Origin of the sequence: Streptomyces sp. SA15 (assembly GCF_002291145.1) — a bacterium.
Lineage (GTDB): Bacteria > Actinomycetota > Actinomycetes > Streptomycetales > Streptomycetaceae > Streptomyces.
Genome location: NZ_NTGE01000128.1, coordinates 19519 through 45824, shown reverse-complemented (window position 1 = coordinate 45824; position 26306 = coordinate 19519). Strand labels below are relative to the sequence as shown.

The window sequence follows — 26306 nt, the reverse complement described above, 5'->3', positions numbered from 1 at the left end:
TGTCGTCCTCTGTCGTCCTCCGCCGTCCTCCGCCGCCCTCCGCCGTCCTCCGTCGTCCTCCGTCGTCCTCCGTCGTCTCCGGCCTGCCGTCACAGCACCGTGAAGCTGTCCTTGACCTTGTCGTACGTCTTGAGGGCCTGCGCTTCGATGTCCGGCTGGTACCAGGTGTTGATCTGGTACGACTTGCCGTTCGCGTTGAAGCCGAGGAGCCGGGCGTGCCAGGGAACGCCCTCCAGCGTGAACGTGTACTCCCAGACGACCGCGGGGTGGCCGCGGAACGTCGTCTCCTCCAGGCGGATCTTCCGGTAGTCCTGGCCCTGGTGGGCGTTCTGTTCCGAGGTCCGCCAGGTCTCCATCAAGTCGCCGCGGGCGAGGGAGGACTTGGCCGCCAGCTCCTGTTTGCCGTCGGGGGCCGTGTAGTGCACCTCCGCGCCCGTCTTCACGTCCCGCCGCCAGCCGTCGGGCGTCACCCACGCGAACCCCCCGGCCTCACGGCGCGCGCCCGGCGGCAGGCTCTGCGGCCTGGACGTGCCCTCGACCGTGGGCGACGGGCTGTCGCTCGGGGTGCCGGACGGGGGCTGCGACGACACGGAGGACGAGGGTGAGGAACCCGCCCAGGTGTCGTCCGGCGATCCGGAGGTCGCCGCGAGGACGATCGCGACGACGGCACCGGCGGTGACCACGCCCACGGCGGCGATGAGGCCGGTACGGCGGTGGGTGCGGTGGGGGGTGACGGCTGGGAGGGCGGGGCCGGGCAGTTCGCCTGGTGGCATGGGGAGAGGGCGGGGGGTGAGAGCAGGGTCGGGGTCAGGGGTGGATCCGGGGCCGGGTGTCGGCGCCGGGTGGCTCTCGGTCTCCGCCTCCGCACGGGTGAGCGAGACGCCAGCAGCGATACCGGGGGCGGCAACTGCACCCGCACCCGCGCCTGTCCCATGGGATACGGCCCCTCGAGGTGCGGCTCCCACGGAGTTGCCGGACGGGGTCTGGGAACGGGTGTCCGAGCGCCTCTCGGAAGCTGCTTCCGTGGAGGCGTTGGGAGTTGGCGCGATCAGAGGCGCGGACGAGGTGAGGTGCGGTGTCGCGGAGGACACGGGCTGCGCGGAGTGATCGGGGAGCGTAGGTATGCCGTCCGCGGGGGCGTGCGGTATCGCGTCACGGATGGGCTCGGCCTCAGGTTCGGACTCGCATCCGGCCTCGGACTCGGGCTCAGCTCCGGGCTTGGCCCCAGACACGCGCTCAGCTCCGGACCCGACCTCGGCCCCGGACCCGACCTCGGCCCCGGACTCGACCTCAGACCCGGACTCGATCTCAGACCCGGACTCGACCTCAGACCCCGCCTCAGGCTCGGGCTCCCGCTCGGCACGGGGCTCCACCCCAGCCATCAGCGCAGGCTGCCCGGTGTCGCGCACCCTCCCCAGGAACCGGGTCTCACGGGAGCCCCGGGCGGGTGGGTCAGGTGACTCGTGCGGTGCCACGGGGAGGGAAGGCTTCGGGTCGTCGACGCCCGGCGCCTCAGGCAAAGCCACCCCCACAGGACGCTCACCCACCGAAGGCGCCCCCTCCGAGCGCTCGCCCTCCGAAGCCCCTCCCTGCGGAGCCCCCTCCACTGGTTCCACCGGCACCACTGGCACCACCGGCACAGTCGGCGTAGGCACCGGATACGCAATCGACCGCAGCGAGGCCTCCAAGCCCTCCAAGCCAGGCCGGACCGAAGGATCCTTCTCCAGCAGCGTCGCCAGGATGTCCCGCAACGGCCCCGCCTTGGCGGGGAGTTCGGGCTCCTCGTAGAGGACCGCGTGCAGGGTCGCCAGCGTGGTCTCGCGGGAGAACGGTGAGCGGCCGCCCAGCGCCGCGCAGAGCGTCGCGCCGAGGGACCACACGTCGGACGGCGGGCCCTGGGGGCGGCCGGAGACGCGTTCGGGGGCCATGTAGTCGGGCGAGCCGACCAGCATCCCGACCATGGTGAGCGCCTTGGCGTCCTGGATAGCGGCGATGCCGAAGTCGGTGAGGACGACCCGTCGTACGCCGCTCTCCCAGCCCTCCACCAGGACGTTCCCGGGTTTGATGTCCCGGTGCAGGACACCCCGCGCATGCACCTGCCGCAGCGCCTCCACCAGGCCCAGTCCGAGCAGTGCCGCCTCGCGCGGGCCCAGCGGGCCCTGCTCCGTCAGGATCCGTTCCAGGGAGCGGCCGGCGACCAACTCCATGACGATCCACAGGCGTTCGCCCTCGTCCACGACGTCGTACACCCGCACGACGTTGGGGTGGTCGATCCGGGCCGTGGCCCTCGCCTCGCGCAGGGTGCGTTCGCGGCGGGTGCGGGCGTCCTCGGCGTCGAGGCCGTCTATGCGCATCTCCTTGACCGCGACCTGCCGATCGAGTATTTCGTCGGCGGCTCGCCACACCCGCCCCATTCCCCCCTGACCGATACTTTCGACCAATCGATAGCGCCCCGCCACCAGTACCCCGGGAACTCCACCACTGCTCGCATTCCCCGGCAATCCGCTGCACCCCCTCAATTCCTTCCGGACCTTCCTGACTGAAACACAATGGTCACACTTCGCGCCGTACCAGCATAGTGCGGAGAAATCTTGTGGTACCTCTTCAAGTACTGCGAATTCAGGCGCAGCCAAGGGGGACGAACATGAGTTCTCGTCGCATGACGACCATCGCGGGGTCGCTGGTCACGGCATCTTTCTCGGCGGTCATGGTGCTTTCCGCCACCGCCGCCGCGGAGGACCAGGGACCTGGGAGCAGCAAGGGGGGAAAGGCCGTTGACGCGGCACCGGCGGGAGTGAAGCTGACCACGCTGCTGCCCGAAAAGATCTCGGTGGACAACAGCTCGCAAGAAACGGAAATCACCGCCACGGCGAAGAACGAGGGAACCAAGGACAGCGGCCAGATCCGGCTGTGGGTCGTCGGTTTCGACGGCCTCACGGTCAAGAACGTTCAAGGCTGCTCTCCGATTGACGAAAAGAATCTGCCGGAGGGCTCGAACAGCGGTTTCAGCTGCCCCATCGACAATCTCGCGGCCGGCCAGTCGAAGTCGTACGCCGTCGACGCGACGTTCGACCGGAGCAAGACCGGAAAGATCTGTCTGCCGGTGCAGACCAGCGACGGCAAGAAGACGTTCTGGCAGCAGGGTCCGGTTCCGTTCGGTACGACGAACCCGTCGCCGAACGCGCCTGCCACCCCGCTGCTGCTCGGCACCGACAACAAGCCGGTGGCGCCGGGCGGCGACGAACTGCCCAAGACCGGCATCGAGCGTGACGTCCTGCCGCTGGGCGCGGCCGGCGCGGCGCTGATGGCGGCGGGCGTGGCCGGGCTGTGGTGGTCTCAGCGGCGGCCGGCACGGCAGCAGGAGAGCTGACGCCACGACGTCACCGGACAAGCTGGAACCCGGAACCGGACCGAGACCCGGCCCCAGACCCGGCCCCAGACCCGGACCCGGACCCGAACCCGGACGGACCGGAACCCGGACCCGGACCCGGACCCGGACCCGGAGACATAACCTGACGGCACCTGTCAGGTTATGCCTCCACCATCAGCCGTATGAACTCCCTTGCCAAGACCACAGGCGGCACCACTGACCTGCACGTTCTCCGTCCCGGCGACCCCGCCTACGACGACGAACTCGCCGGTTTCCAGACCGGGTTCACCCAGCGTCCGGCCATCATCGCCGCCGCCTCCTCGACCGACGACGTGATCGCCGCCGTGCGCTACGCGGCCCACCGCAACCTGCCGATCGGCGTCCAGGCCACCGGGCACGGCCTGCCCGGTGCGTCGGAGGGCGGCGTGCTCATCACCACGAAGCGCATGGACGGCGTGCACATCGATCCGCAGGCCCGCACGGTCCGCGTCCAAGCAGGCGTGCGCTGGAGCCAGGTCGTGGCCGCCGCCGAGCCGTACGGGCTCGCGCCCCTCAACGGTTCCGCGCCCGGCGTCGGCGCCGTGTCGTACACGCTCGGCGGCGGACTCGGCATCCTGGCGCGGAAGTTCGGCTACGCGGCCGACCACGTACGCGCCCTCGACGTCGTCACCGCCGACGGTCGGCCGCGGCACGTCACCCGGGAGTCCGACCCGGAGCTGTACTGGGCGCTGCTCGGCGGCGGCCACACCTTCGGCGTCGTCACCGGGCTGGAGATCGGCCTCGTCCCCGTACGCACGCTCTACGGCGGCTCGCTCGCGTTCGACGGACGCGAGGTCGATCCGGCGGTCGTGCTGCGGGCGTACGAGGAGTGGACCCGGTCCGTGCCCGACGGGCTGACCTCGTCCTTCGCCACCGTACCGTATCCGGATATTCCGGCGTTGCCGCCGCGGCTGCGCGGGCGGTACGTCGTCTCCGTGCGCGTCGCCCACACCGGCGCCGACGGCGAGCGACTCGTCGCCCCCTTGCGAGGGATCGGGCCGGTGCTCGCCGACTCGCTGCGCGAGATGCCGTACGCCGAGAGCCACACCATCCACAGCGACCCGGACTTCCCGCACACCTACTACGGCGACAGCGCGGTGCTGAGTGAGCTGGACATGGAGAAGGCCGCCGAGTTGCTCGTCCGTACCGGGCCGGACCCGGTCGACGACACCATGTGCGTCGTACAGATCAACCATCTCGGGGGAGCGCTGTCGCGGCCCGCGCCGAACTCCGTGCCGTACCGCGAAGGGCGTTTCCTGGTGCGGTTGTTGGCCATGGGCGGGCGTGCCGAGGCCCGTCGGCTGCTGGATCCGGCCTTCGCGCTGCTCGCGCCCGTCACCATCGGCCGTGCGCTCAACTTCGCGTTCGGGGCGGGCGACCGGACCGAGGGGCTGTACGACGCCGGAACGCGTGAGAGGCTCGCCGGGCTGAAGTCGCAGTACGACCCTGCGAACCTCTTCCGCAGAAACTACGGCGTCAGCGCTTGACCAGCTTCCAGGCAGTGGGCAGCACGCCCATCGCCAGGGCCGCCTTCAGTGCGTCGCCGATCAGGAACGGGGTGAGGCCGGCCGCGATCGCGGCGGAGGCGGACATGCCGGTGGCGAGGGCCAGGTACGGGACGCCGATGGCGTAGATGATCGCCTCGCCCAGCAGCATCGTGCCCGCCATCCGCAGCATCGAGCGGTCGGCGCCGCGGCGGGCCAGGGCGCCCACGACGACGGACGCGAGCAGCATGCCGAGGATGTAGCCGAAGGACGGCATCGCCGCACCGGAGGCCCCGCCCGCGAACCACGGCACGCCCGCCACACCCGCCAGTGCGTAGAGGGCGAGGGAGAGGAAACCGCGGCGGGCGCCGAGGGTGGTACCGACGAGCAGCGCGGCGAAGGTCTGACCGGTCACCGGCACCGGGGAGCCCGGCACGGGCACCGAGAGCTGGGCGGCGAGGCCGGTGAGAGCGGCACCGCCGATCACGAGCGCGACGTCCCGGACACGGGAGGCGGGGAGCAGGTCGGCGAGGACCTGCCCGGGGCGGGCGGGGGCGACGGCAGCGGTGCTCATGAGGACTCCGCGGAGAGTGTGGGCAGGTTGGGACACGGCGACGCTATCCCAGCCCGTGTCGCCCCCTCACCGTCAGCGCTCGACAAAGGGAGGAGCACGAGCATGGTGGGCTCCACACAAAGGGTGGCGGTTACACCAAGTACGGCGTGACAACAGTCACTGAGGCAGGGACGTTTCGCTCACGCGCCTGCCGCGAGCGCCGACTGTGGGGACTGACCAAAGCAGCGATCTTTGCCCACCTGGTTGCCCACCCTCTCGCCTGCCCTGTTGCCCGCAGCCTCATTGTTGTTGCTAGCCTGCACTTGCAAGCTCTTTGCAATAAGAGGTTCGGAGGAGAACCCGCCATGCCCGTCTACACGCTGCCTGAACTGCCCTACGACTACTCCGCGCTCGCCCCCGTGATCAGCCCGGAGATCATCGAGCTGCACCACGACAAGCACCACGCGGCCTACGTGAAGGGCGCCAACGACACGCTGGAGCAGCTCGCGGAGGCGCGGGACAAGGAGCTGTGGGGGTCGATCAACGGGCTGGAGAAGAACCTGGCGTTCCATCTGTCCGGGCACATCCTGCACAGCGTCTACTGGCACAACATGACCGGTGACGGCGGCGGTGAGCCGTTGGAGGCGGACGGGGTGGGCGAGCTCGCGGACGCGATCGCCGAGTCCTTCGGGTCCTTCGCGAACTTCAAGGCGCAGCTGTCCAAGGCCGCCGCGACCACGCAGGGCTCGGGCTGGGGCGTGCTGGCGTACGAGCCGCTGAGCGGGCGGCTGATCGTCGAACAGGTCTACGACCACCAGGGCAACGTCGGCCAGGGCGCGACGCCGATCCTGGTCTTCGACGCCTGGGAGCACGCCTTCTACCTGCAGTACCGGAACCAGAAGGTGGACTTCATCGAGGCGATGTGGCAGGTCGTCAACTGGCAGGACGTCGCCCGGCGTTACGAGGCCGCCAAGTCCCGTGCGGATGTGCTGCTGCTCGCGCCCTGAGCGCCCTGAGCACTCCGCGGAACGTCCTGCCTCGTGATCGTCTTCTCACCCTTCACGTCGGCGGGCGGAAAGAAGGAGGCCCCCGCGAGGACGTGACTCGCGGGGGCTCTCCCGTGTGCGGGGACGGTCGGGCGGTCAGGGCTTGCGGGCCAGGCCCCCGTGCTGGCCGATCGGGTCGGGGTCGGGGACGTCCGGGCGCCACAGGGGTACCGACACCACTCCCGGGTCCACCAGCTCCAGGCCCTCGAAGTAGGCCGCGATCTGGTCGACCGGGCGCAGGAAGTAGGGGACCGCGCCGCTCTCGTTGTAGGTGTCCTGGGCCTGTTCGTAGTCCGGGTCGGTGCCGCGGGAGCCGTCGTTGACGGAGAGGTGGCTGCCGGAGGGGAGGCCCTCCAGGAGGCGGCGGACGAGCTCGCGGGCCTGGTCGTGGTCGGCGACGTGGCCGAGGATGCCGCTGAGGATCAGGGCGGTGGGGCGGGCCGGGTCGAGGGTCCTGGCGGCGGCCTCGAGGATGCGCTCGGGCTCGAAGAGGCTGAGGTCCTCGTACGCCGTCGCGCCCTCGGGGGTGGACGTGAGCAGGGTGCGGGCGTGGGCCAGGACCAGCGGGTCGTTGTCGACGTAGACGATCTTCGACTCGGGGGCGAGGCGCTGGGCGACCTCGTGGGTGTTGTCGACGGTGGGCAGGCCGCTGCCGACGTCCAGGAACTGGCGGATTCCGGCCTCCTGCACCAGGTACCGGATGCTGCGGCGGAGGAAGGCGCGGCTGCTGCGGGCGATGGTGGAAATGCCGGGGAAGACGGCGGTGTAGGCGTCACCGGCCAACTCGTCCGCGGGGTAGTTGTCCTTGCCGCCCAGCCAGTAGTTCCAGATGCGGGCCGAGTGCGGTACCGAGGTGTCGATCTCCGTCATGCGCCCCATGGTGCTACGGCAGGTCCGGCTCGCACGGCACATTGAGTGAGAGAAGCGCGGTGGAACCGTCCGTGTTCATGCGGAGTTCGCTGATCGCCGCGTTGCGCAACCGCGGGAGCACTCTGCGGTACTCGGCCGGCGGGATCGACAGCAGGGTGCACAGCACCAGGCGGAGCAGGGAGTTGTGGGCGACCACGAGGACGCGTTCGCCGGGGTGGGCGGCCGCGATGCGGCGCAGGGCGGCGGATCCGCGGGCGGCGGCGGCCGTGGGGTCCTCGGCGCCGGGGAAGGGGTGGGCGACCGGGTCCGCGCGGAAGGCGTCCGCCGCCGTCGGGTCCTCGGCCGCGAACTCCGCGAGCGTACGGCCCTCCACCACCCCGAAGTCACATTCCCGCAGGTCGGGTTCGCGGTGCGGGGTGAGGTCGAGGGCGCGGCAGGCGGGCTCGGCGGTGGCGACGGCGCGGGAGAGCGGCGAGGTCCACACCGCGTCGACGGGGTGGGCGGCGGCCCAGCGGCCGAGGGCCTCGGCCTGGGCGCGGCCGGTGTCGGTGAGGGGCACGTCGCTGATGCCGGCGTAACGGTTCTCGGCGTGCCAGATCGTCTGTCCGTGCCGGGCCAGGAGGAGGGTCGTGCTCGGCGTACTCGGCGTGCTCATCGGGCTCGTCGTGTTCATCGGGCTCGTCGTACTCATCGGGCTCGTCGTGCTCATGAACCCGCAGTATCCCGGTCCAGGCGGGCGCGTGCATGCGCCGCGACCGGGGCCGGGAGCCAGCCGCGGGCCGTCAGTTCGTCGAGGAGGCGGGCGTACGGCTCGGCGAAGGCGGCCGTGCGGCCGGGGCGGGGTTCGAGGACGGTACGGGTGCGGACCATGCGTTCGGCGACGTCCGCGAGGTGGAGGTGGCGGGGCGTCTCCGTTCCGTACGCCGCCAGCACGGCCATGCCCAGGGCCGGTTCGGTCTGCTGCGGTACGCGGGCCGGGCGGCCGAGGATGTCGGCGCGCAGCTGGTTCCAGTACCTGCTGCGGGCGGCGCCGCCGGTGAAGGTGAGCGGGCCGTCGAGCGGGGCGCCCAGGTGGTGCAGGTAGTCCAGGCACAGGCGTTCCGTGTAGGCGACGCCCTGGAGCAGCCCGGCCCACAGGTCGGCGTCGCCGGCGGGCTCGCCGAGGAGCAGGGCGGTGGCGTCCGGCGCCAGGAACGGGAACCGCTCCCCCGGTGACACCAGCGGATAGGCGACCACGCCGGACGGCTCGAACGCGGCCGCCCTGCGGTCCATGGCCTCCGGGTCCGCTCTCCCGAAGGCCGCCGTGAGCACACCCGCGCCGACGCTGGAGGCTCCGCCGGGCAGCCAAGTGCCGTCCGGCGCACGGTGGTTGTAGACCACGCCGGTGGGATCGCGGACGGGCGTCGAGGAGGCGCCCTTGAGGACGAGGGTGGTGCCGAGCACCGAGTTCCAGGCGCCGTGCCGGAGGGCTCCCGAGGCGATCTGGGCCGCGCAGCCGTCGGTCATCCCGGCGATCACGGGCGTGCCGACGGGGATTCCGGTGGCCTCGGCGGCGGTCGGGCAGACCTCGCCGAGGCGGGTGCCGGGCGGTACGACGTCGGGCAACAGGCCGTCGAGGAGCCCGAGTTCGGCCGACATGGCGTACGGCCACGCCTTGCTCTCCAGGTCGTAGCCGGTCTTGAGGGCGTGGCTGGAGTCGGCGGGCGGGACCTCGCCGGTGAGGCGCGCGACGATCACGTCGGGCTGGTGGGTGATCCGTCCCCGCGCATAGGTCTTCCCCTGCCCGTAGGTCTGCCCCCGCCCGTAGGTCTGCCCCCGCCCGTAGGTCTGCCCCTGCCCGTAGGTCTCGATGAGCCACAGTGCCTTCGGCAACGCCCACGTGTCCTGCGCCGACAGCCCCGCCGCCCGGACCCGCGCCGCCTCCCCCGCCGCGCGCCCGTCGTCGTACATCAGCGCCGGGCTCACCGGACGCCCCGAGCCGTCCGTCAGCAGCACCGTCCCGGACGTCCCGCACACCGCGAGCCCGCCGATCCGTACGCCGGGCAGCCGGGCGAGCGCCGACCGGGACGCCGTACACACCGCCTCCCACCACTCCCCCGGATCCTGCTCGTGCCGCACCCCCTCGCGGCGCCCGGTCAGCGGGGCCGAGCCGCCGCCGAGGACCGTGCCGTCCCCGGCGACCACCAGCGCCCGGACGCTCTGCGTGCCCAGGTCGATCCCCAGCCACGCCACACCGCCGTCGCCATCGTCCGCCATCCGGACCTCCCTGCAATTTTCGGCGCATCGCGACCCAGCCTGTGAACTTCTCACTCTCCTTCGATATTGACCCGAGATTTTCGCTTGCGCGAGGGATTGACGCGCAAGTTCCGCCGTTCCACTCTCTGTTGGGATGAACAGCGGCGACAGCGCACCCCAGGGACCGGCCGCCCGGCAGGCCGCCATGGCCGAGCAGGTGCTGGCCGACGGTTCGGCGACCGCGGCGGAACTCGCCGAGCGCTTCGGGGTGAGCCTGATGACCATCCACCGGGACCTCGACGAGCTCGAGCGGCAGGGCGTCGTACGGAAGTTCAGGGGCGGGGTGACCGCGCAGCCGTCCGGGGTGTTCGAGTCGAACGTGCAGTACCGGCTGAAGACGATGCGGGCGGAGAAGGCCGCCGTCGCCGACCGCGCGCTGAAGCACATCGAGCCCGGCATGGCGGTCATGCTCGACGACTCCACCTCCGCCCTGGAAATAGCGCGCAGGCTCCGGCTCGGCGAGGTCACCCCACTCACGGTCGTCACCAACTTCCTGGAGGCGATCAACCTGCTCTCCGACCAGCGGGGCATCCACCTGATGGCCCTCGGCGGCGACTACGACCCGCTGCATTCCTCGTTCCTCGGGGTGTCCTGCGTGGACGCGGTGCGGTCGCTGCGGGTGGACGTCTGCTTCGCCTCGACGTCCGCTGTGAACGGGGGGTACGCCTACCACCAGGAGCAGCACATCGTGTCCGTGAAGCGGGCGATGCTCGACTCGGCCGCCCGCAACATCCTGCTCATCGACCACACGAAGCTGGCCCGGGCCGCCCTGCACCGGGTCGCCCCGCTGTCCCGCTTCGACCTGGTCCTGGTCGACGACGGGGCGTCGGCGGACGCCCTGCGTGACCTCGACGAGCACAAGGTCCGTTACGAGGTGTGCCCGACGGTGGGCGCCGATGACCGCGCTGGAGCTACGTGACGGGAGACTCCCTGCGATGACCGAACCTGTACGTGTGGTGGCCGCCGGCGACCACTTCGTCCTGCCGAGGCTGATCGCCCGGGAGGTCACCCATGAGGTGGGCGAACAGCCCGTGGACGTACGCGAAGTGACCCTCGGCTGGCCCCTGGAACCCTTCGGCCCGGTGGCCGAGGTCGAGGAGGCCGGCGACGCCGAGGACGAGCTGATCGAGGCGCTGGCCGGTGCGCAGGTCCTGGTCACCCAGATGGGTCCGGTCACCGAACGGGTGCTGGACGCCTGTCCGGACCTGCGGCTGGTCGTCGTCTGCCGGGGCGGCCCGGTCAACGTCAACCTCGACGCGGCGAAGGCGCACGACGTCCGGGTGTGCTTCGCGCCCGGCCGCAACGCCGCCGCCACCGCCGAGTTCACCGTGGGCCTGCTGCTGGCGGCCCTGCGCCGCATCCCCCAGGCCCACGACCTGCTGGCCCGGCGGGGCAGTTGGGAGGGCGCCGCCTACTACACGTACGAGCACAGCGGCCTGGAGCTGGAGGACCTGCCCGTCGGACTGATCGGCTACGGAGCCGTCGGCAGCCGGGTCGCCCGCGTGCTGTGTGCCTTCGGCGCGCAGGTGATGGTGTACGACCCCTATGTGCGCGGCGAGATCCACGGCCTGCGCGTGTCCTCGCTGGACACCCTGCTCACCCGCTCCCGCGTGATCACCCTGCACGCCCGCCTCACCGAGGAGACCCGCGGCCTGATCGGCGCCCGTGAGCTGGCGCTGCTGCCGTCCGGCGCGGTGGTGGTGAACGTGGCCCGCGGCCCGCTGCTGGACGAGGAGGCGCTGTGCGACGCGTTGGAGAGCGGGCGGGTGTCGGCGGCGGCGCTGGACACGTTCGAGCGGGAGCCGCTGCCGGCGGACTCACGGCTGCTGGGCCTCCACGAGCGGGTGGTGCTCACCCCGCACCTGGGCGGGGCGAGCCGCGCGGTGGCGGAGAAGGCGGCACGGATCGCGGCGGAGGAGGTGGGGCGCTGGGTGCGGGGGGAGCCGTTGGCGCATTGCTTGGGGTGAGGGCGCAGGAGGTGCGGGGCCTGTGTTCGGGCCCTGGGTTCGAGGCCTGGTTTCGAGGCCTGGTTTCGAGGCCTGGGTTCGGGCCCTGGGTTCGGGCCCTGGGTTCGGGGCCTGGGGTCCGGGCCTGGGTGCGGGCCCTGGAGTCCGGGCCTGGGTGCGGGCCCTGGAGTCCGGGGCATGGGTGCGGGCCCTGGAGTCCGGGCATGGGTGCGGGCCCTGGAGTCCGGGCCTGGGTGCGGGCCCTGGAGTCCGGGCATGGGTGCGGGCCCTGGAGTCCGGGCCTGGGTGCGGGCCCTGGAGTCCGGGCCTGGGTGCGGGCCCTGGAGTCCGGGCATGGGTGCGGGCCCTGGAGTCCGGGCCTGGGTGCGGGCCCTGGAGTCCGGGCCTGGGTGCGGGCCCTGGAGTCCGGGCCTGGGTGCGGGCCCTGGAGTCCGGGCCTGGGTGCGGGCCCTGGAGTCCGGGCCTGGGTGCGGGCCCTGGAGTCCGGGCCCTGGGATTCGAGGCCTCGGGTCCGGGCCCTGGGTGCGGGCCCACCAACACGCACTGTCCCAACGCGTCGGCCGCGAGGGAGCCGAAGGGGCGCGCCGGTGTCGAGAGACCGAACGCGCGGAGGCGCGAAGCGCTGAGCACGATCGGTCTCTCGACACCGGCTGAGGCGCCCCGTAGGCGACCGAGCAATCAAAAGGAGCGCGCGCATGTACGTCGGTATCGATGTGGGCACGTCCATGGTCAAGGCGGCTGCCTTCGACGGCACGGGCCGTGAACTGGCCGTCGAGTCCCGGCATGTGGGCCTCGATCTGCACGGCGGGGTCGTCGAGCAGGACATGGAGGAGGTGTACGGGGCGGTCGTCGCCGTCCTGGAAGAAGTGATCACCCGCGTGCCGGAACCGGTCGAGCTGGCCGGGCTGACCGGCCAGGGCGACGGGGTCTGGCTGGTCGACGAGGAGGGCCGCCCGGTGCGGGCCGCGGCCTCCTGGATGGACGGCCGGGCGCACGAGCTGCTCGACCAGTGGCTGGCGGACGGCACCTTCGAGACGGTGTTCCGGCGCACGGGCGGCGCGATGTTCCCGGGCTGCCCGGGGCCGCTGCTGGCCTGGCTGGACCGTCATGAGCCCGAGTCCCTGGATGCCGCGCGGGCCGCCGTCTACTGCAAGGACATGGTCTTCCAGCGGCTGACGGGGGCGGCACGGGCGACGACGGACGTGTCGGACGCCTCGATGCCGTTCCTCGACCCGCGCTCGCGGACGTACGACAACGGGGTCGTGGAGCTGCTGGGCCTGACCCACCGGCGCGGACTGCTCGCCCCGGTCAGCGACCCGATCGCGACCGGCGAGACGCGGGGCGAGGGCCTGCCGTCCGCCATCCGGATCGCGAACGGGCCGTACGACCTCCCCGCCTGTGCACTGGGCGCCGGAGTCACCGCCCCCGGCGACGGCCTGCTCATCGTCGGCACCTGCCTGGCCGCCCTGGTCGCGACCACCGACCTGGACCTGACCGGGGAACCGGCCGGCCTGTACATCTCCACCGACCGCCCCGGCCACCGGCTGCGCGCCATGCCCGCGATGGTCGGTACGGCCGCGCTGGACTGGGTGCTGTCGACGACGGGCGTGCGCCACGAGGAGGTGGACGGGCTGCTGGCGTCGACCCCGCCCGGCGCGCACGGGGTGCGGGTCCTGCCGTACTTCGCGCCCTCCGGCGAGCGCGCCCCCTTCGTCGAGCCGCGCCTTCGCGCCGAACTCTCCGGTGTCTCCCTGGAGTCGACCCGCGCGGATCTGGTGCGAGCGGTGTGCGAGGGCATCGGCTACGCGGCCCGGCACTGCCTGGAGGCGGCCGGCCTGACGGGCTCGCTGGCCGTCTGCGGCGGCGGCACCCGCAGCCCCGCCTGGATGCGGCTGCTGGCCGACGTCCTGGGCCGGCCACTGCGGGTGGTCGAGGGCGAGGTGGGCGCGCGGGGTGCGGTGCTGGCGGCGGCCGAGCGGTACGGCGTCGCGCTGGACACGGCCGCGTGGACCCGTCCGACGGCGATCGTCGAGCCGGATCCGGGCCGGGCCGCGTACTACGCGAAGGGATACGAGGAGCACCTGACCCGGCTGACAGAGGCACGCAGCCGGGCGCGTACGTGAACAGCCCTACATCGGAGGATGTCCGACACGTCAGCGGATCGAACGATTTCGGGGACACGTTCCAGGAGTAGGCGCTGTACTACCGCTGGGGAGTCGACGCGGCGGCGACCGGCTCCCCGGACCTGGCGGTGACTGCGAGGAGGGCTTGATGGCGACGACGCGCACACTGGACTGCCCGAACTGCCGCGGCATGCAGGAGTTCCGGCTTCTCAACGACGAGGAGAAGGCCGCGATCCGTGCGCAGAAGGGGGACCGCCACCACGTGGACAACCTCTGGCGCTGCACCGCCAAGGGCTGTCTGACGTACTACCGCCATCTGAACAAGGGCGACCGCGACCTCCTCCCCGAGAGGTTCCGCGAGGAGGAGGGCGCCGCCGCCGAGTGAGACCTACAGGTTGCCGGTGAGACCTACAGGTTGCTGAAGTCCGGCCCCTTCGTCCGCGTGCGCTTGATCTCGTAGAAGCCGGGGACCGAGGCCACGGCGAGGGTGCCGTCCCAGAGGCGGGCGGCCTCCTCGCCCTTGGGGGCGGGGGTGACGACCGGGCCGAAGAAGGCGATCTGCTCGCCGTCGGAGCCGGGCACGGCGATGACCGGGGTGCCGACGTCCTGGCCGACCTTGTCGATGCCCTCCTTGTGGGAGGCGCGCAGCTCGGCGTCGAACTCGAAGTCCTCCTGGTCGGCGTACTCGATCAGCTCGGCGGGCAGGCCGGCGTCGTCGAGCGCGGCGGCTATGGCCTCGACGGTCGGGCCCTCGCCGCGGTTGTGGAAGCGGGTGCCGAGGGCGGTGTAGAGGGGGCCGAGGACGTCGGCGCCGTGCTTCTGCCAGGCGGCGGTCGCCACCCGTACCGGCTTCCAGGCGTGGGTGGCGAGCATCTCCCGGTACTCCTCGGGCAGCTCGTCGATCTTGTCCTCGTTCAGCACGGCGAGGCTCATGATGTGCCAGCGCACCTCGATGTCGCGGACCTTCTCCACCTCCAGGACCCACCGGGAGGTCATCCAGGCCCAGGGGCACAGCGGGTCGAACCAGAAGTCGACGGGGGTCTTGGCGGAGGTGTTCGGGGTCTCGGACATGGGTCTCCTCGAAAAAGGTTGAGTTTCACCAGGCAACACCAACGCCCGCACGACCCATTCCCGCCTGCCCGGTGTCAGGGCCACATGGGAGGATCGGCCCTGTCCACATGCTGAACACCACCCGAGGGAGTACCGCCCGTGCCCGGTGAGAACCTGTCCCGCGACGAGGCCCGGGAGCGGGCCGCACTGCTGTCCGTCGACGGCTACGACGCGTCCCTCGACCTGCGCTCGGCGGTCGACGACGGCGGCTCGGACGGGGCGCGGACCTTCCGGTCCGTGACCACGATCCGCTTCCGCTGCGCCGAGCCGGGCGCGACCAGCTTCGCGGACCTGATCGCACCGAGCGTCACCGCCGTCTCCCTCAACGGCCACGACCTCGACCCCGGCGAGGTCTTCGACGGCTCCCGGATCGTCCTGGAGGACCTCGCCGCCGACAACGAGCTCGTCGTCGACGCCCAGTGCGCCTACTCCCGCACCGGCGAGGGCATGCACCGCTTCGTCGACCCGGAGGACGGCGAGGTGTACCTGTACACGCAGTACGAGCCGGCCGACTCCCGGCGTGTGTTCGCGAACTTCGAGCAGCCGGACCTCAAGGCGCCGTTCCGCTTCGAGGTGCGGGCGCCGGAGGGCTGGACGGTGTGGAGCAACGGCGTCGGGGAACTGGCGGACGGCGTCTGGCGTTTCGGGGAGACGAAGCCGATCTCGACGTACATCACGTGCGTGGTGGCGGGGCCGTACCACTACGTGACGGACACGTACTCCCGCGATCTGGGCGACGGTACGACCCTCGACATCCCCCTCGGCGCCCTGTGCCGCAAGGGCCTCGCGCCCTACTTCGACTCCGACGACGTGTTCCTGGTGACCAAGCAGGGCCTGGACTTCTTCCACGAGCACTTCGACTACCCGTACCCCTTCGGGAAGTACGACCAGGCGTTCGTGCCGGAGTACAACCTGGGCGCGATGGAGAACCCGGGTCTGGTGACCTTCCGGGAGGAGTTCATCTTCCGGGGCAAGGTCACGCAGGCGTCGTACGAGGGCCGGGCGAACGTCGTCCTGCACGAGATGGCGCACATGTGGTTCGGCGACCTGGTCACCATGGAGTGGTGGGACGACCTGTGGCTGAAGGAGTCCTTCGCCGACTTCATGGGCGCCTTCGCGCTGGTCGGCGCGACCCGCTTCAAGGACGGCTGGATCACCTTCGCCAACCGCCGCAAGGCCTGGGCGTACCGCGCCGACCAGCTCCCCTCCACCCACCCGATCACGGCGGACATCCGTGACCTCCAGGACGCCAAGCTGAACTTCGACGGCATCACGTACGCCAAGGGCGCCAGCGTCCTGAAGCAGCTGGTGGCGTACGTCGGCCAGGACGCGTTCCTGGAGGGCGCGCGGCGCTACTTCAAGCGGCACGCGTACGGCAACACGCGCCTCGGCGACCTGCTGTCGGTGCTGGAGGAGACCAGCGGGCGGGACATGGGCGTGTGGGCGCGTTCCTGGCTCCAGACAGCCGGCGTGAACGCGTTGACTCCGCAGGTGCTGTTGAGCCCGGAGGGCCGGGTGGACGAGCTGGCGGTGGTGCAGGAGGCCGCCGAGTCGCATCCCGAGGTGCGGCCGCACCGGGTGGCGGTGGGGTTGTACCGGCGAGCCGATGGCGGTGCCCTGGAGCGGTACGCGCGAGCCGAGGTGGATGTCGAAGGCGCGCGTACGGTCGTGGCGGAGCCGGCCGGTGCTCAGGCTCCCGAGCTGGTGCTGGTCAACGACGACGACCTGACGTACTGCAAGATCCGCTTCGACGCGACCTCGCTGGAGACGCTGAAGGACGGGCTGGGCGACCTCACCGACCCCCTGGCCCGCGCCCTGTGCTGGTCGGCGCTGTGGAACATGACGCGGGACGCGCTGCTGCCCGCGCGGGACTTCGTGGACCTGGTGCTGCGGTTCGCGGGGCGGGAGTCGCAGATCGGCGTGCTGCAGATGCTGCACACGTGGGCCGAGTCGGCGCTGGTGAACTACGCGGCTCCCGAGTGGCGCGAGCGGGGCGGCGCACTGCTCTCCGAATGCGCCGAGCGCGAGCTGTTCCGCGCCGAGCCGGGCAGCGAGCACCAGCTGGCGTGGGCGCGGTTCTACGCCCGGACGGCCAAGGACCCGGGCGGCTTCGAGACGCTGCGGGGTCTGCTGGACGGCACGTCGGCCATCGAGGGGCTGGAGGTCGACCAGGAGCTGCGGTGGGCGTTCCTGGAGCCGCTGGTTGTGCACGGGTTCGCCGACGAGAAGGCGCTGGACGCGGAACTGGCCCGGGACGACACCGCGTCCGGCAAGCGCCACCAGGTCCGCTGCCTCGCCGCCCGCCCGTCGGCCGCGGTCAAGGCGCAGGCCTGGGCGCAGGTGGTGGAGTCGGACGCGCTGTCCAACGCCCTGGTCGAGGCGACCATCGCGGGCTTCGACCGGCCCTCGCAGCGGGAGCTGCTCGCGCCGTACGCGGAGAAGTACTTCGCGGCGATCGAGCGGGTGTGGTCGCAGCGGTCGATCCAGATCGCGATGCACATCGTCTCGGGCCTGTTCCCGTCGCTCCAGCAGTCGCAGAAGACGCTGGACGCGACGGACGCGTGGCTCGCGGCGCACGAGGACGCGGCCCCGGCGCTGCGGAGGCTGGTGCTGGAGGCGCGGGACGATCTGGCGCGGGCGCTGCGGGGGCAGGCGTGTGACGCGAGGGCGGCCGGGTGAGGTCACGCTGCGACCTGAGGCCGCGCTCTGACCCGAGGCCGCGCTCTGACCCGAGGCCGAGCTTTGGCCTGAGATCCGGCGTCCGGTAGCCGTTACGGAATTCAGGCAATCAGTGCCGTAACCCCTGGTCCCCACCCGAACGGACCAGGGGTTTTCCGCACCTACTCGGCATCCGAACATGCGTCCTTTAGTGCTGGCTTGTCCGGCTTTGTCGACGGACGTGTAACAGCGGTTCAGATCCGGATCAACCGCGGGAATCTCCGGGTCATGAACCACAACACCCCACTCCCCCCGCTCTCCCCCCGCCCCCTCCGCCACCTCTCCGAGGGGCACCGCGGCATCGTCACGGCCGCACAGCTGCGCGCGCACGGCGTCACGCCCGCCGAGACGAACGAGCAGTGCCGCCCCGGCGGCCCCTGGCAGCAGATCCTCCCCGGCGTGTTCCTCCTCCACCCCGGCCCGCCGACCAGCGAGGAGCGACTGCACGCGGTGCTGATGTACGCGGCACGGCAGCAGACCACCTCGGTCCCGGCCCAGCCCGGCGCGGAGGAACCGCACCGGCCGGTGTACACGGAGGCGGTGATCACGGGCCTGACGGCGCTCACGCTGCACGGCTTCTCCTCGGCTCCCCCGCTGACGTCCCTGGACACGATCGACGTCCTGGTCCCCCGCCTGCGCCGGCTGCGCTCGACGGGCTGCGCCCGCATCGTCCGTACGGCCGCCCTGCCGGCCCCGCAGCAGATCACCGGCGTCCCGGTCGCCCCGGTGCCGCGCGCCCTGGCCGACGCGGTGGCCGAACTGGCGGACGCGGGCGCCGTACGCCGCCTGCTGACGGAGGCCGTACGCGGCGGCCACTGCGAACCGTCCGCCGTCGTACGGGAGTTGAACCGCGCGAAGCTGCTGAGCCGGCCGCATGTCGTGGACGCGGTGGACTCCCTGCTGGCCGAGGGCCGGGCGATCGCGGAGGACGGTCTGTACCGGATGGTCCGGGAGTACGGCCTGCCGGACCCGGTCTGGAACGTGGATCTGAGGCTCCCGGGCGGCCCCCACCTGGGCGGCCTGGACGCGTACTGGCCCGAGCAGGCGGTGGCGGTGGAACTGGACACACGCGCACCGCGCCACGGCCACCGACAGGAGGACGACGCCCTGTGGTCCGAATACGCCCGCAAGCGCGAGCACTTGGAGCGGCTGGGCATCACGGTCGTCCACCTCACGCCGAAGAAGCTGCGGGAGGCGCTGGAACAGCAGGCGACGGTGGTCCGTACGGCACTGATGGCGTCCGACGACCGCGAACCGGCCGCGTATGTCGTGGTGCTGCCCCGGTGACAACCGTGGAACGGCCGCGTGTGCGTGTGGTACTGCCCCGGTATTGACTGCTCCCCTCCCTGGAGGGAAGGGATCCCTGGCTCAGGCCGCCTCCTGGAGCGGCGCTCCGGGAGGTCTTACGCCCTCGACACCAGCCGGGTTCAGACCAGCCCGGAGAAGCATCACGCGGGCGGAGTTCTTGTCCCTGGGGGATAGGACTCCGCACGCGGTGCAGGTGTAGGTACGTTCCGACAGCGGCAGTGCGTGCTTGGTTCTCGCTCCGCACGACGCGCAGTCCATGGTGGTGTGCGCGGGGTGCACAAGGCGGACGTCCCGCCCGTGCTTGCGGCTCATCTCCAGCAGAGCCCTCTTGGTGGCGCCGATGGCGGCATCAGCCGCCTTGCGCGCCATGGTGGTCCCGGCGAGGAACTTCGGCCGGAAGTCCTCCACCGCGATGGCGTCGTGGTCGCGCACGACGTGCTTGGCCCACTTGCGGCCGGTGTCCTGCCGCTGCCGGGCGATCTTCTGGTAGGTCTTCGCGCGCAGCCTCTTCGCCTCACGATAGCCATTCGACGCTGCTCGCCCCTTGGCGGGCTTTCTGCGGGCCATCATCCGGTCGTAGCGGGTCAGCTTTGCCTTGGCCTTTTCGCCGTGCTGAGGGTGGGGGAGGTCATGGGCATCCGACGTAGTGGTTGCGGTCTCCTTCACTCCCCAGTCGATCCCGATCACGCGGCCGGTCTCCGGCAGCGGCTGGACTTCGGCGGGAACGACGAACGATGCGTACCAGTGGCCGACGCTGTCGCGATACACGCGCACGCTGGACGGTTCGGCTGGCAGGTCCCGCGACCACACCACGGTCAGGACGATGTTCCCGGCCAGGTGCAGGCGACCGTCCTTCAACCGGAAGCCGCGCCGCGTGTAGTTCAGCGTCGGTTCCGCATCGTTCTTCTTCCTGTACGTGGGCATCCCGGCAAAGCGCGGTGGGGCGGGACAGACCCGGCGCGGTGCGCGGAGGTTGACGCGCGCCGCGTCGGTCGGGCGGGTTTCAGCCCTTCTTGAGGACCAGCTCCGTGTTGCGGTCCTGGGAGTCGCCCGCCAGGTCCGTCCGCGCGCCCGGCGCGTTGAAGGACAGCTCGCGGTAGAGGGCCGCGAGGCCGGTCTGGGAGAGGTCGGCGAAGTCCGTGCGGTGCGGGGCCGAGGACTCGACGCAGGTGGTGAAGAGCGAGAGGGTGCCGTCCTTGTTGTCCACCAGCTCGATGACGCGGGCGAGTTGGGGGAAGTCGACGTGGGAGGCGGTGGAGATCTCCCAGAAGGAGCGGCCGTCGGGGGCGGAGTGCGGGGTGATGTCGTTGCGGTGGATGTGGCCGTTCACCCAGGCGAGCACGTTGGCGTGGCTGGCGAGCAGGGCGATGACCTCCTGGCCGTTGTGGCGGCGCTCGCCGGGGCGGGCCGGGTCGGGGTTGGTGTTCTCCATCGTCTTGCTGGTGTGGTGGCTGAAGACGATGGCGTACGAGTCCTTGTTGTCCCGCAGCGTCTTGTCCAGCCACTTCAACTGGGCTGTGCCGATCGAGCCGTTGTAGTGGCCGCCGGGGTCGGTGGTGTCGAGGCTGATGCCGATGACGTCGTCGGCGATGCGGAAGCTGTAGTACTGGGTGCCCGTGTCGAGGTTCGCGGTGGAGTAGCCGTGGCCGACCGGGCCGAGACCGCGGTGGGCCGGGTCCAGGTGGGCCTTGAGGTAGTCGGCGGCGGTGTAGGGGGCGCGCCGCTCGTCCGGCGTGACCGAGCGCATGTCCCGGGTGTGCGCCTTGAGCAGGTCCCGGAAGGCGGTCCCCTTCGGGTCCTTGTCGTTCTTGATGGTGTCCTGGAGCTTCTTCGCCTCGGACGCGGGCAGGCTCATCAGTTTCTTGCCGCCGACCGCGTACTCGGCGAGCCAGGAGTCGCCGAGGCCGTAGCAGCCCAGCGGCATGGAGTCGTGGTTGCCGACCGTGGAGTACCAGGGCAGGTTGAGGCCGGGGCTGTTCAACTCCCGTACCGCGGCGGCCAGGAAGCCCTCCAGGTGCGGGAAGCCGAGCTGCTTGTCGGCGTCGCGGACCGTGGTGTCGGGCTGCCAGTACTGCTTGAGACCGCTGTTCTGGACGCCCTCGTAGCGGCGCGGGTCCCCGGTGTTGGGGCTGATGCGGCCACCGCTCATGACCGTCAGGAACCACTCCAGCTCGGACTTGGCATTGTTGTCCGTGTTGTCGCCGGTGGTCATGGCGAAGTGGAGCGGGGCACCGGTGACGGGCGCGCCGCGCAGCGCGTTGACCCGCTCGACGAGCGAGATCGCGCCGTGCACGGTCAGCGCCTCGTGCGGCCGCCAGGCGTGGACGTCGGTGGAGCGCAGGTACTCAAGACGCATCGGGTGCTGGGCGTCGATGATGTGCATGTCGGTGAGCTGCACGAAGGCCGCGAGGGCGGTACGGCGGCCGGCCCGGCCGGTCTTCGGCGCGGCCAGCTCGCTGCGGACCCTGCGGTTCCAGCCGGGGCCGTCGCCGAGGCGGCGGTAGCCGGAGCTCGTGCGGGGGGCGGCGACACCGGCGAGCGTGGTGCCACGCGTGTACGGCACGAGGGGCGCGGCCGGCGCCTGGCGGGACTGTGCCACGGGTGCCCCGGCCCGGCGGGCGCCCGTGTCCGTGGTGGCGGCCCGGCTGTCGGTGGGCCGCAGGGCGTAGCCGACGCCGGCGGAGACGGACACCGCCGCGGTGGCGGCGAGGACGGTACGGCGGTGGACACCCAGCGCGGAGCTGGCGACAGAGCGTGTGCGCGACATGGCGCGGTCTCCCCGAGTGCGAACGCGTCGGCAGTGGTCGCGGGCGATCGCTGTCGCGAACTTCCCGCTCGCTCTGGATCGTTGGCAGTGGGGATGACCTGCGCGTGAACGAGACGGCAACGCGCAACGCCGATCACCGTACGTCGATCTTGGACTACCCTGCGCGCCCATGACCCGCTCCCGGGCGGCCGGGGAGCGGTCACTCCGTGTTCATCTTCCCGGGTAGAGGAGCAGTTCCCCGGTCGTTCCCCGGTCGGTTCGGAAGGCGTTACTCGTCCACGAGTGCAACCCGCCCCGACGCCGGCCGCTCGCGCCACAGCCTGAGTCCGATGTCCACCATCCGGACGCGGTTCAGGGCGGGTACGGCGTCGAGTTCGTGCCAGGCGGCCATGTCCGTGGAGCCGCCGATCTCGTAGCGGAGTTCGCCGCCGGTGACCCGGGCCTCGTAGACGAGCTGTACGGCGTGATGGTCGACGGCGTGGCCGAAGCGGCGGGGGAAGGTGTGGCGGCGGGAGTTGACGCCGAGCAGACCGGTGACCTCGATGCGGTACCCGGTCTCCTCCTCCACCTCCCGCAGGACGGTGTCATGCGGGTCCTCGCCGTGCTCCATTCCGCCGCCGGGCAGCACCCACTCGGGCGGGCCGCCGTCGAGTGCCGGGGACCGGGAGAGCAGGAGCTGTCCGTCGCGCACACAAATGGCGTAGGCCGCCACCCTCAACCTCCGTCGCACGCGAGGACATTACCCGGCCGGCTCCGGATTGGCAGGCGAGTATTCGGGCGCCGACCAGCGCAACGGCACCGCCGCCTGAGTCTCGACAGCCTCGGTGTGCGTGAAGCGCACCCGGCGTTCCCCGTCCGCGTCGAACTCCGTCCGTGCCTCGCCGGTGAGCTGCAGGACCGTGCCCGTCGTCCAGTCGAGGAAGAGCAGGCCCGCGCGCGGGTCCGTCGCCAGGTTGCTGTCGCCCGCACGAACCCGGGCGGGCCGGTCACCACCGTCGACCACACCCTGCCCGTCTCCGGGTCGGCGGCACCGAGCACCAGGAAGGGCTGGAGCTCCAGGAAGGCCGCGGCCACCGGCTTGATGCCGGTGACTTGCCCCTTTCGGGGCTCATCTCCCCAAAGGGCATGGGGGGTTTTCCCCATGCCCACATTTCGATTCGGTCAACTCTCCCTAAACATCCTTCCCATGGGTAAAGCTGTGCGATCGTCCGGGACCGCGTTCCGGACGATCGCGACCGAGGCCGATCGGCCCTGGTCGCCCACCGCTCGTTCCTTTACCTACAAGGGATGCCGATGACCCTCACCCCCCAGCGGGAACCGATACCGGGCGCGAGACGCGTGGCCCGGATAGCCGTGGCCGCCGGACTGGTGGCCGCTCTCTCCGCGGCCGGGCCGATACCCCTGGCCTTCGCCGCGGACGAAACGCCCGTCGCCGCCGATCCGAGCGTGAAGTCCGGCCAGGACAAGCTCGGTTCCGACGACGCCGAAGCCCTCGCCGAGGCCAAGGCCGACGGCGACAAGAGCGTCACGATGATGGTCGCGACCGCGCCGGGGCAGACCGAGAAGGTCGCCGAGCAGCTCGACTCGGTCCAGGGCGGCCTGGTCGGCCGTACCTACGACAAGCTCGGCTACGTCCGCGCGACGGTCCCCACCGGCAAGGCGGACTCGGCCATCGCCGCCGCCGCCAAGCTGACCTCCGTGCACGGCATCGACCTGCGGCAGGAGATCCTGCTGGACGACCCGACGCCGAGCGCGGACGCCGCCAAGGGCGCCACGGCCAAGGGCACGGCCGCCTACCCGGCGCCGAACAAGAAGACCCCCGCCGAGAACCCGTACAACCCGGCCTTCGAGACGGGCGCCGTCGACTTCGTGGAGGACCACCCGAAGGCCGACGGCCGCGGGGTCACCATCGGCGTCCTCGACTCGGGTGTGGACCTCGCCCACCCGGCGATGCAGAAGACGACCACCGGAGAGCGGAAGATCGTCGACTGGGTGACGTCGACCGACCCGGTCTCCGACGGCGACGGCTCGTGGCTGCAGATGTCCACCTCGGCGGCCGGTCCGGCGTTCTCCGCGACCCCCCGCGGCGGCGCCACCGAGACGTTCACCGTTCCGGCCGGCTCGTACAAGTTCAACTACTTCTACGAGTCCGCGACCGCCGCCGGCGACCAGCTCGGCGACGTCAACCGCGACGGTGACAAGACCGACGTCTGGGGCGTGCTGTACGACGCCGCGGCCGGCACGGTGCGCGTCGACCTCGACGACGACCACGACTTCGGTGACGAGCAGCCGATGAAGCCGTACAAGGACGGCTACCAGATCGGCTACTTCGGCACCGACAACCCGGCGACCGAGGTCGCCGAGCGCATCCCGTTCGTCGTCGAGATCCGCAAGGACGTCGTCTACAACGCCGCCGGCGCCAAGGCCGACTACGCCAGCATCGGCATGATCTCCAGCGAGCACGGCACGCACGTGGCCGGCATCACCGCCGCGAACGGCCTGTTCGGCGGCAAGATGAACGGTGCCGCGCCGGGCGCGAAGATCGTCTCGTCCCGTGCCTGCGAGTTCGGTCCCGGATGCACCAACGTGGCGCTCACCGAGGGCATGATCGACCTGGTCGTCAACCGCGGTGTCGACATCGTCAACATGTCGATCGGCGGCCTGCCCGCGCTGAACGACGGCAACAACGCGCGCGCCGAGCTGTACACGCGTCTGATCGACACCTACGGCGTCCAGCTGGTGGTCTCGGCCGGCAACTCCGGCCCCGGCGCCAACACGATCGGCGACCCGGCCCTGGCCGACAAGGTCATCTCGGTCGGCGCGTCCATCTCCAAGCAGACCTGGGCCGCCAACTACGGCTCGGTGGTGCAGAAGTCGTACGCGATGATGCCGTTCTCCTCGCGCGGTCCGCGTGAGGACGGCGGGTTCACGCCCACCCTGGTCGCCCCGGGTGCCGCCATCAACACCATCCAGACCTGGCTGCCGGGCGCTCCGGTCGCCGAGGCGGGCTACACCCTGCCGGCCGGTTACGGCATGCTCCAGGGCACCTCGATGGCGTCCCCGCAGGCCGCGGGCGCGTCCGCGCTGCTGCTGAGCGCCGCCAAGGCGAAGAAGATCGACCTTGCCCCGGCGACCCTGCGCACCGCGCTGACCTCCACCGCCGACCACATCAGTGGTGTGCAGGCGTACGAGGAGGGGGCCGGCCTCATCAACATCGAGGACGCCTGGGACTCGATCCTGGACGGCGCCACCGCGCACACCTACGCGGTGAAGGCTCCGGTCGACACCGCGATCGACCAGTTCCTGAAGACCCCGGGCTTCGGCACGGGTCTGTACGACCGTGAGGGCGGCCTCAAGGCAGGTCAGAAGAAGACGTACGACGTCACGATCACCCGTACGTCCGGCGCCGACAAGGCGATCCGCCACGAGCTGCACTTCGAGAACAACGCGGCGAGCACCTTCAGGATCGTCGGCTCGGACGAGGTGAACCTGCCGCTGAACCAGCCGGTGACCGTCAAGGTCCAGGCCGCGCCGAAGTCCGCCGGTCTCAAGAGCGCGATCCTGGAGGTCGACGACCCGAAGACCGAGGGCATCGACCGGCAGGTCCTGACGACGGTCGTGGTCTCTACGCCGCTGAACTACACCCACTCGGCGTCGACTTCGGTGCAGCGCAACAGCACACAGTCATACTTCGTGACCGTGCCCGAGGGCGCCAAGACCCTCGAGGTCGCGATCGGCGGGCTGGAGGGCAAGAGCCAGACCCGGTTCATCGCCATCCACCCGTACGGCGTTCCGGTCGACTCGACCTCGACGATCAACTGCTACCCGAACTACACCAACCCGGCCAGCGCCCCCTGCCGCCCCGACGTGCGTTCGTACGCCGACCCGGTGCCGGGTGTCTGGGAGATCGAGGTCGAATCGCGCCGTACGTCGCCGCTGCTCGACAACCCGTACAAGCTGGACGTCGCCGTCCTCGGTGCGGTCTTCGACCCGGAGACCGTGACCGTGCCCGAGGCCAAGGTCGGCACCCCGGCCACCGCCTCCTGGAAGGTGACGAACAACTTCGCCGCCATCGACGGCAAGCTGGCCGGCGGCCCGCTCGGCTCGGCCAAGACGGCGCGTCCGACCATCGCGGAGGACGAGACCCAGACCACCACGGTCGCGGTGCCCGAGGGCGCCGAGTCCCTGGACGTCACCATCGGCAACGTCTCCGACCCGGCCGCCGACCTCGACCTCGTCGTCTTCGACGCGGCGGGCAAGGAAGTCGGCAGCTCCGCCGACGGCGACTCGGAGGAGTCCGTGTCCGTGGCCGACCCGGCCGCCGGCACGTACACCATCGTGGTCATCGGTTACGCGGTCCCGGCCGGTTCCACCGCGTACGACTACCAGGACGTGTTCTTCTCCGCCGCCCTCGGCAGCGTCACCGTCGACGACTCGACGCCGGTGAAGCTCGCCACGGGCGCCTCCGCGACGGTCTCCGGCAGCGTCACCGCCGCCGCGGCCGCCCCGGAGGGCCGTGAGTTCTTCGGCCAGGTCCAGCTGCTCAACGCCCGCGGCACGGTCGCGGGCACCGGCAGTGTGAAGATCGAGAAGGTCACGCCGTAGTGCTCGGGTTGATGTAAGCCGACAGGAAGAAGGGGCGGGTGTCCTTCCGGA

Annotated in this window: 18 protein-coding genes and 2 pseudogenes; 10 read left to right on the top strand and 10 right to left on the bottom strand. The window is 71.2% G+C overall.

Going from position 1 to position 26306, the window contains the following annotated elements; translation table 11 throughout:
* Positions 1–89: 89 nt before the first annotated feature.
* Entirely contained in the window at positions 90–2414 is a 2325-nt protein-coding gene (locus CLM62_RS30020) for a serine/threonine protein kinase (protein WP_257004177.1), read from the bottom strand.
* 230 nt (positions 2415–2644) lie between these two features.
* Between CLM62_RS30020 and CLM62_RS30015 the strand changes: the two genes are divergently transcribed.
* Both CLM62_RS30015 and CLM62_RS30010 read left to right on the top strand, forming a co-directional pair.
* Positions 2645–3370, top strand: a complete 726-nt coding sequence (locus tag CLM62_RS30015) for an LPXTG cell wall anchor domain-containing protein (protein WP_095753041.1) — start codon at positions 2645–2647, stop codon at positions 3368–3370.
* 182 nt (positions 3371–3552) lie between these two features.
* Positions 3553–4896, top strand: a complete 1344-nt coding sequence (locus CLM62_RS30010) for an FAD-binding oxidoreductase (RefSeq protein ID WP_095753040.1) — start codon at positions 3553–3555, stop codon at positions 4894–4896.
* Here CLM62_RS30010 and CLM62_RS30005 read toward each other — a convergent pair.
* The gene (locus CLM62_RS30005) at positions 4886–5467 is read right to left on the bottom strand and encodes a biotin transporter BioY (RefSeq protein WP_095753039.1); all 582 of its coding nucleotides are present in this window, start codon (positions 5465–5467) and stop codon (positions 4886–4888) included. The genes CLM62_RS30010 and CLM62_RS30005 overlap by 11 nt on opposite strands.
* Before the next feature lie 344 nt (positions 5468–5811).
* On the opposite strand from CLM62_RS30005, the gene CLM62_RS30000 reads away from it, so the two are divergent.
* Complete coding sequence (locus tag CLM62_RS30000) at positions 5812–6453, top strand: superoxide dismutase (RefSeq protein WP_095753038.1); 642 nt, start codon at positions 5812–5814, stop codon at positions 6451–6453.
* A gap of 135 nt (positions 6454–6588) precedes the next feature.
* On the opposite strand, the gene CLM62_RS29995 is transcribed toward CLM62_RS30000, so the two are convergent.
* Genes CLM62_RS29995 through CLM62_RS29985 form a run of 3 tightly spaced genes read right to left on the bottom strand, consistent with a single transcriptional unit; the run spans position 6589 to position 9618 of the window.
* Complete coding sequence (locus CLM62_RS29995; RefSeq protein WP_095753037.1) at positions 6589–7362, bottom strand: SAM-dependent methyltransferase; 774 nt, start codon at positions 7360–7362, stop codon at positions 6589–6591.
* Between the two features lie 13 nt (positions 7363–7375).
* Complete coding sequence (locus CLM62_RS29990) at positions 7376–8017, bottom strand: histidine phosphatase family protein (protein ID WP_095753090.1); 642 nt, start codon at positions 8015–8017, stop codon at positions 7376–7378.
* A gap of 50 nt (positions 8018–8067) precedes the next feature.
* On the bottom strand, positions 8068–9618 hold the full coding sequence (locus CLM62_RS29985; RefSeq protein WP_095753036.1) for an FGGY-family carbohydrate kinase: 1551 nt from the start codon (positions 9616–9618) through the stop codon (positions 8068–8070).
* A 133-nt stretch (positions 9619–9751) separates the two neighbouring features.
* On the opposite strand from CLM62_RS29985, the gene CLM62_RS29980 reads away from it, so the two are divergent.
* From CLM62_RS29980 to CLM62_RS29960, 4 genes are all read left to right on the top strand, one after another.
* The gene (locus CLM62_RS29980) at positions 9752–10576 is read left to right on the top strand and encodes a DeoR/GlpR family DNA-binding transcription regulator (protein WP_095753035.1); all 825 of its coding nucleotides are present in this window, start codon (positions 9752–9754) and stop codon (positions 10574–10576) included.
* Positions 10577–10592: 16 nt separating this feature from the next.
* Complete coding sequence (locus CLM62_RS29975; RefSeq protein ID WP_095753034.1) at positions 10593–11624, top strand: 2-hydroxyacid dehydrogenase; 1032 nt, start codon at positions 10593–10595, stop codon at positions 11622–11624.
* A gap of 695 nt (positions 11625–12319) precedes the next feature.
* Positions 12320–13747 carry an FGGY-family carbohydrate kinase gene (locus CLM62_RS29965; RefSeq protein WP_095753032.1) on the top strand — a complete coding sequence of 476 codons (1428 nt, stop codon included), beginning with the start codon at positions 12320–12322 and terminating at the stop codon, positions 13745–13747.
* A 148-nt stretch (positions 13748–13895) separates the two neighbouring features.
* Positions 13896–14132 (top strand): hypothetical protein, encoded by a 237-nt coding sequence (locus CLM62_RS29960; RefSeq protein WP_095753031.1) that lies wholly within the window; start codon positions 13896–13898, stop codon positions 14130–14132.
* A 23-nt stretch (positions 14133–14155) separates the two neighbouring features.
* Here the strand turns inward: CLM62_RS29960 and CLM62_RS29955 are convergent, their stop codons facing one another.
* Complete coding sequence (locus tag CLM62_RS29955; RefSeq protein ID WP_095753030.1) at positions 14156–14818, bottom strand: DsbA family protein; 663 nt, start codon at positions 14816–14818, stop codon at positions 14156–14158.
* Positions 14819–14956: 138 nt separating this feature from the next.
* On the opposite strand from CLM62_RS29955, the gene pepN reads away from it, so the two are divergent.
* Positions 14957–17536: an aminopeptidase N gene (gene pepN / locus CLM62_RS29950; protein ID WP_095753029.1), complete on the top strand. Its 2580-nt coding sequence runs from the start codon at positions 14957–14959 to the stop codon at positions 17534–17536.
* Between the two features lie 267 nt (positions 17537–17803).
* Complete coding sequence (locus CLM62_RS29945; RefSeq protein ID WP_095753028.1) at positions 17804–18862, top strand: hypothetical protein; 1059 nt, start codon at positions 17804–17806, stop codon at positions 18860–18862.
* An 81-nt stretch (positions 18863–18943) separates the two neighbouring features.
* On the opposite strand, the pseudogene CLM62_RS29940 reads toward CLM62_RS29945, so the two are convergent.
* The 4 genes and pseudogenes from CLM62_RS29940 to CLM62_RS52020 all read right to left on the bottom strand — a co-directional run.
* A pseudogene (locus tag CLM62_RS29940) lies at positions 18944–19819 on the bottom strand (RNA-guided endonuclease InsQ/TnpB family protein); the annotation flags it as partial.
* Positions 19820–19886: 67 nt separating this feature from the next.
* Positions 19887–21650, bottom strand: coding sequence for a TIGR03767 family metallophosphoesterase (locus CLM62_RS29935; RefSeq protein WP_095753027.1), 1764 nt, complete (start codon positions 21648–21650; stop codon positions 19887–19889).
* Positions 21651–21918: 268 nt separating this feature from the next.
* A complete protein-coding gene (locus CLM62_RS29930; protein WP_095753026.1) occupies positions 21919–22380 on the bottom strand; it encodes an NUDIX hydrolase in 462 nt (153 codons plus the stop codon).
* Between the two features lie 9 nt (positions 22381–22389).
* Positions 22390–22605, bottom strand: a pseudogene (locus CLM62_RS52020) (pyridoxamine 5'-phosphate oxidase family protein); the annotation flags it as partial.
* A 338-nt stretch (positions 22606–22943) separates the two neighbouring features.
* On the opposite strand from CLM62_RS52020, the gene CLM62_RS29920 reads away from it, so the two are divergent.
* A complete protein-coding gene (locus CLM62_RS29920) occupies positions 22944–26255 on the top strand; it encodes a S8 family serine peptidase (RefSeq protein ID WP_095753025.1) in 3312 nt (1103 codons plus the stop codon).
* The last annotated feature ends 51 nt before the right edge of the window (positions 26256–26306 follow it).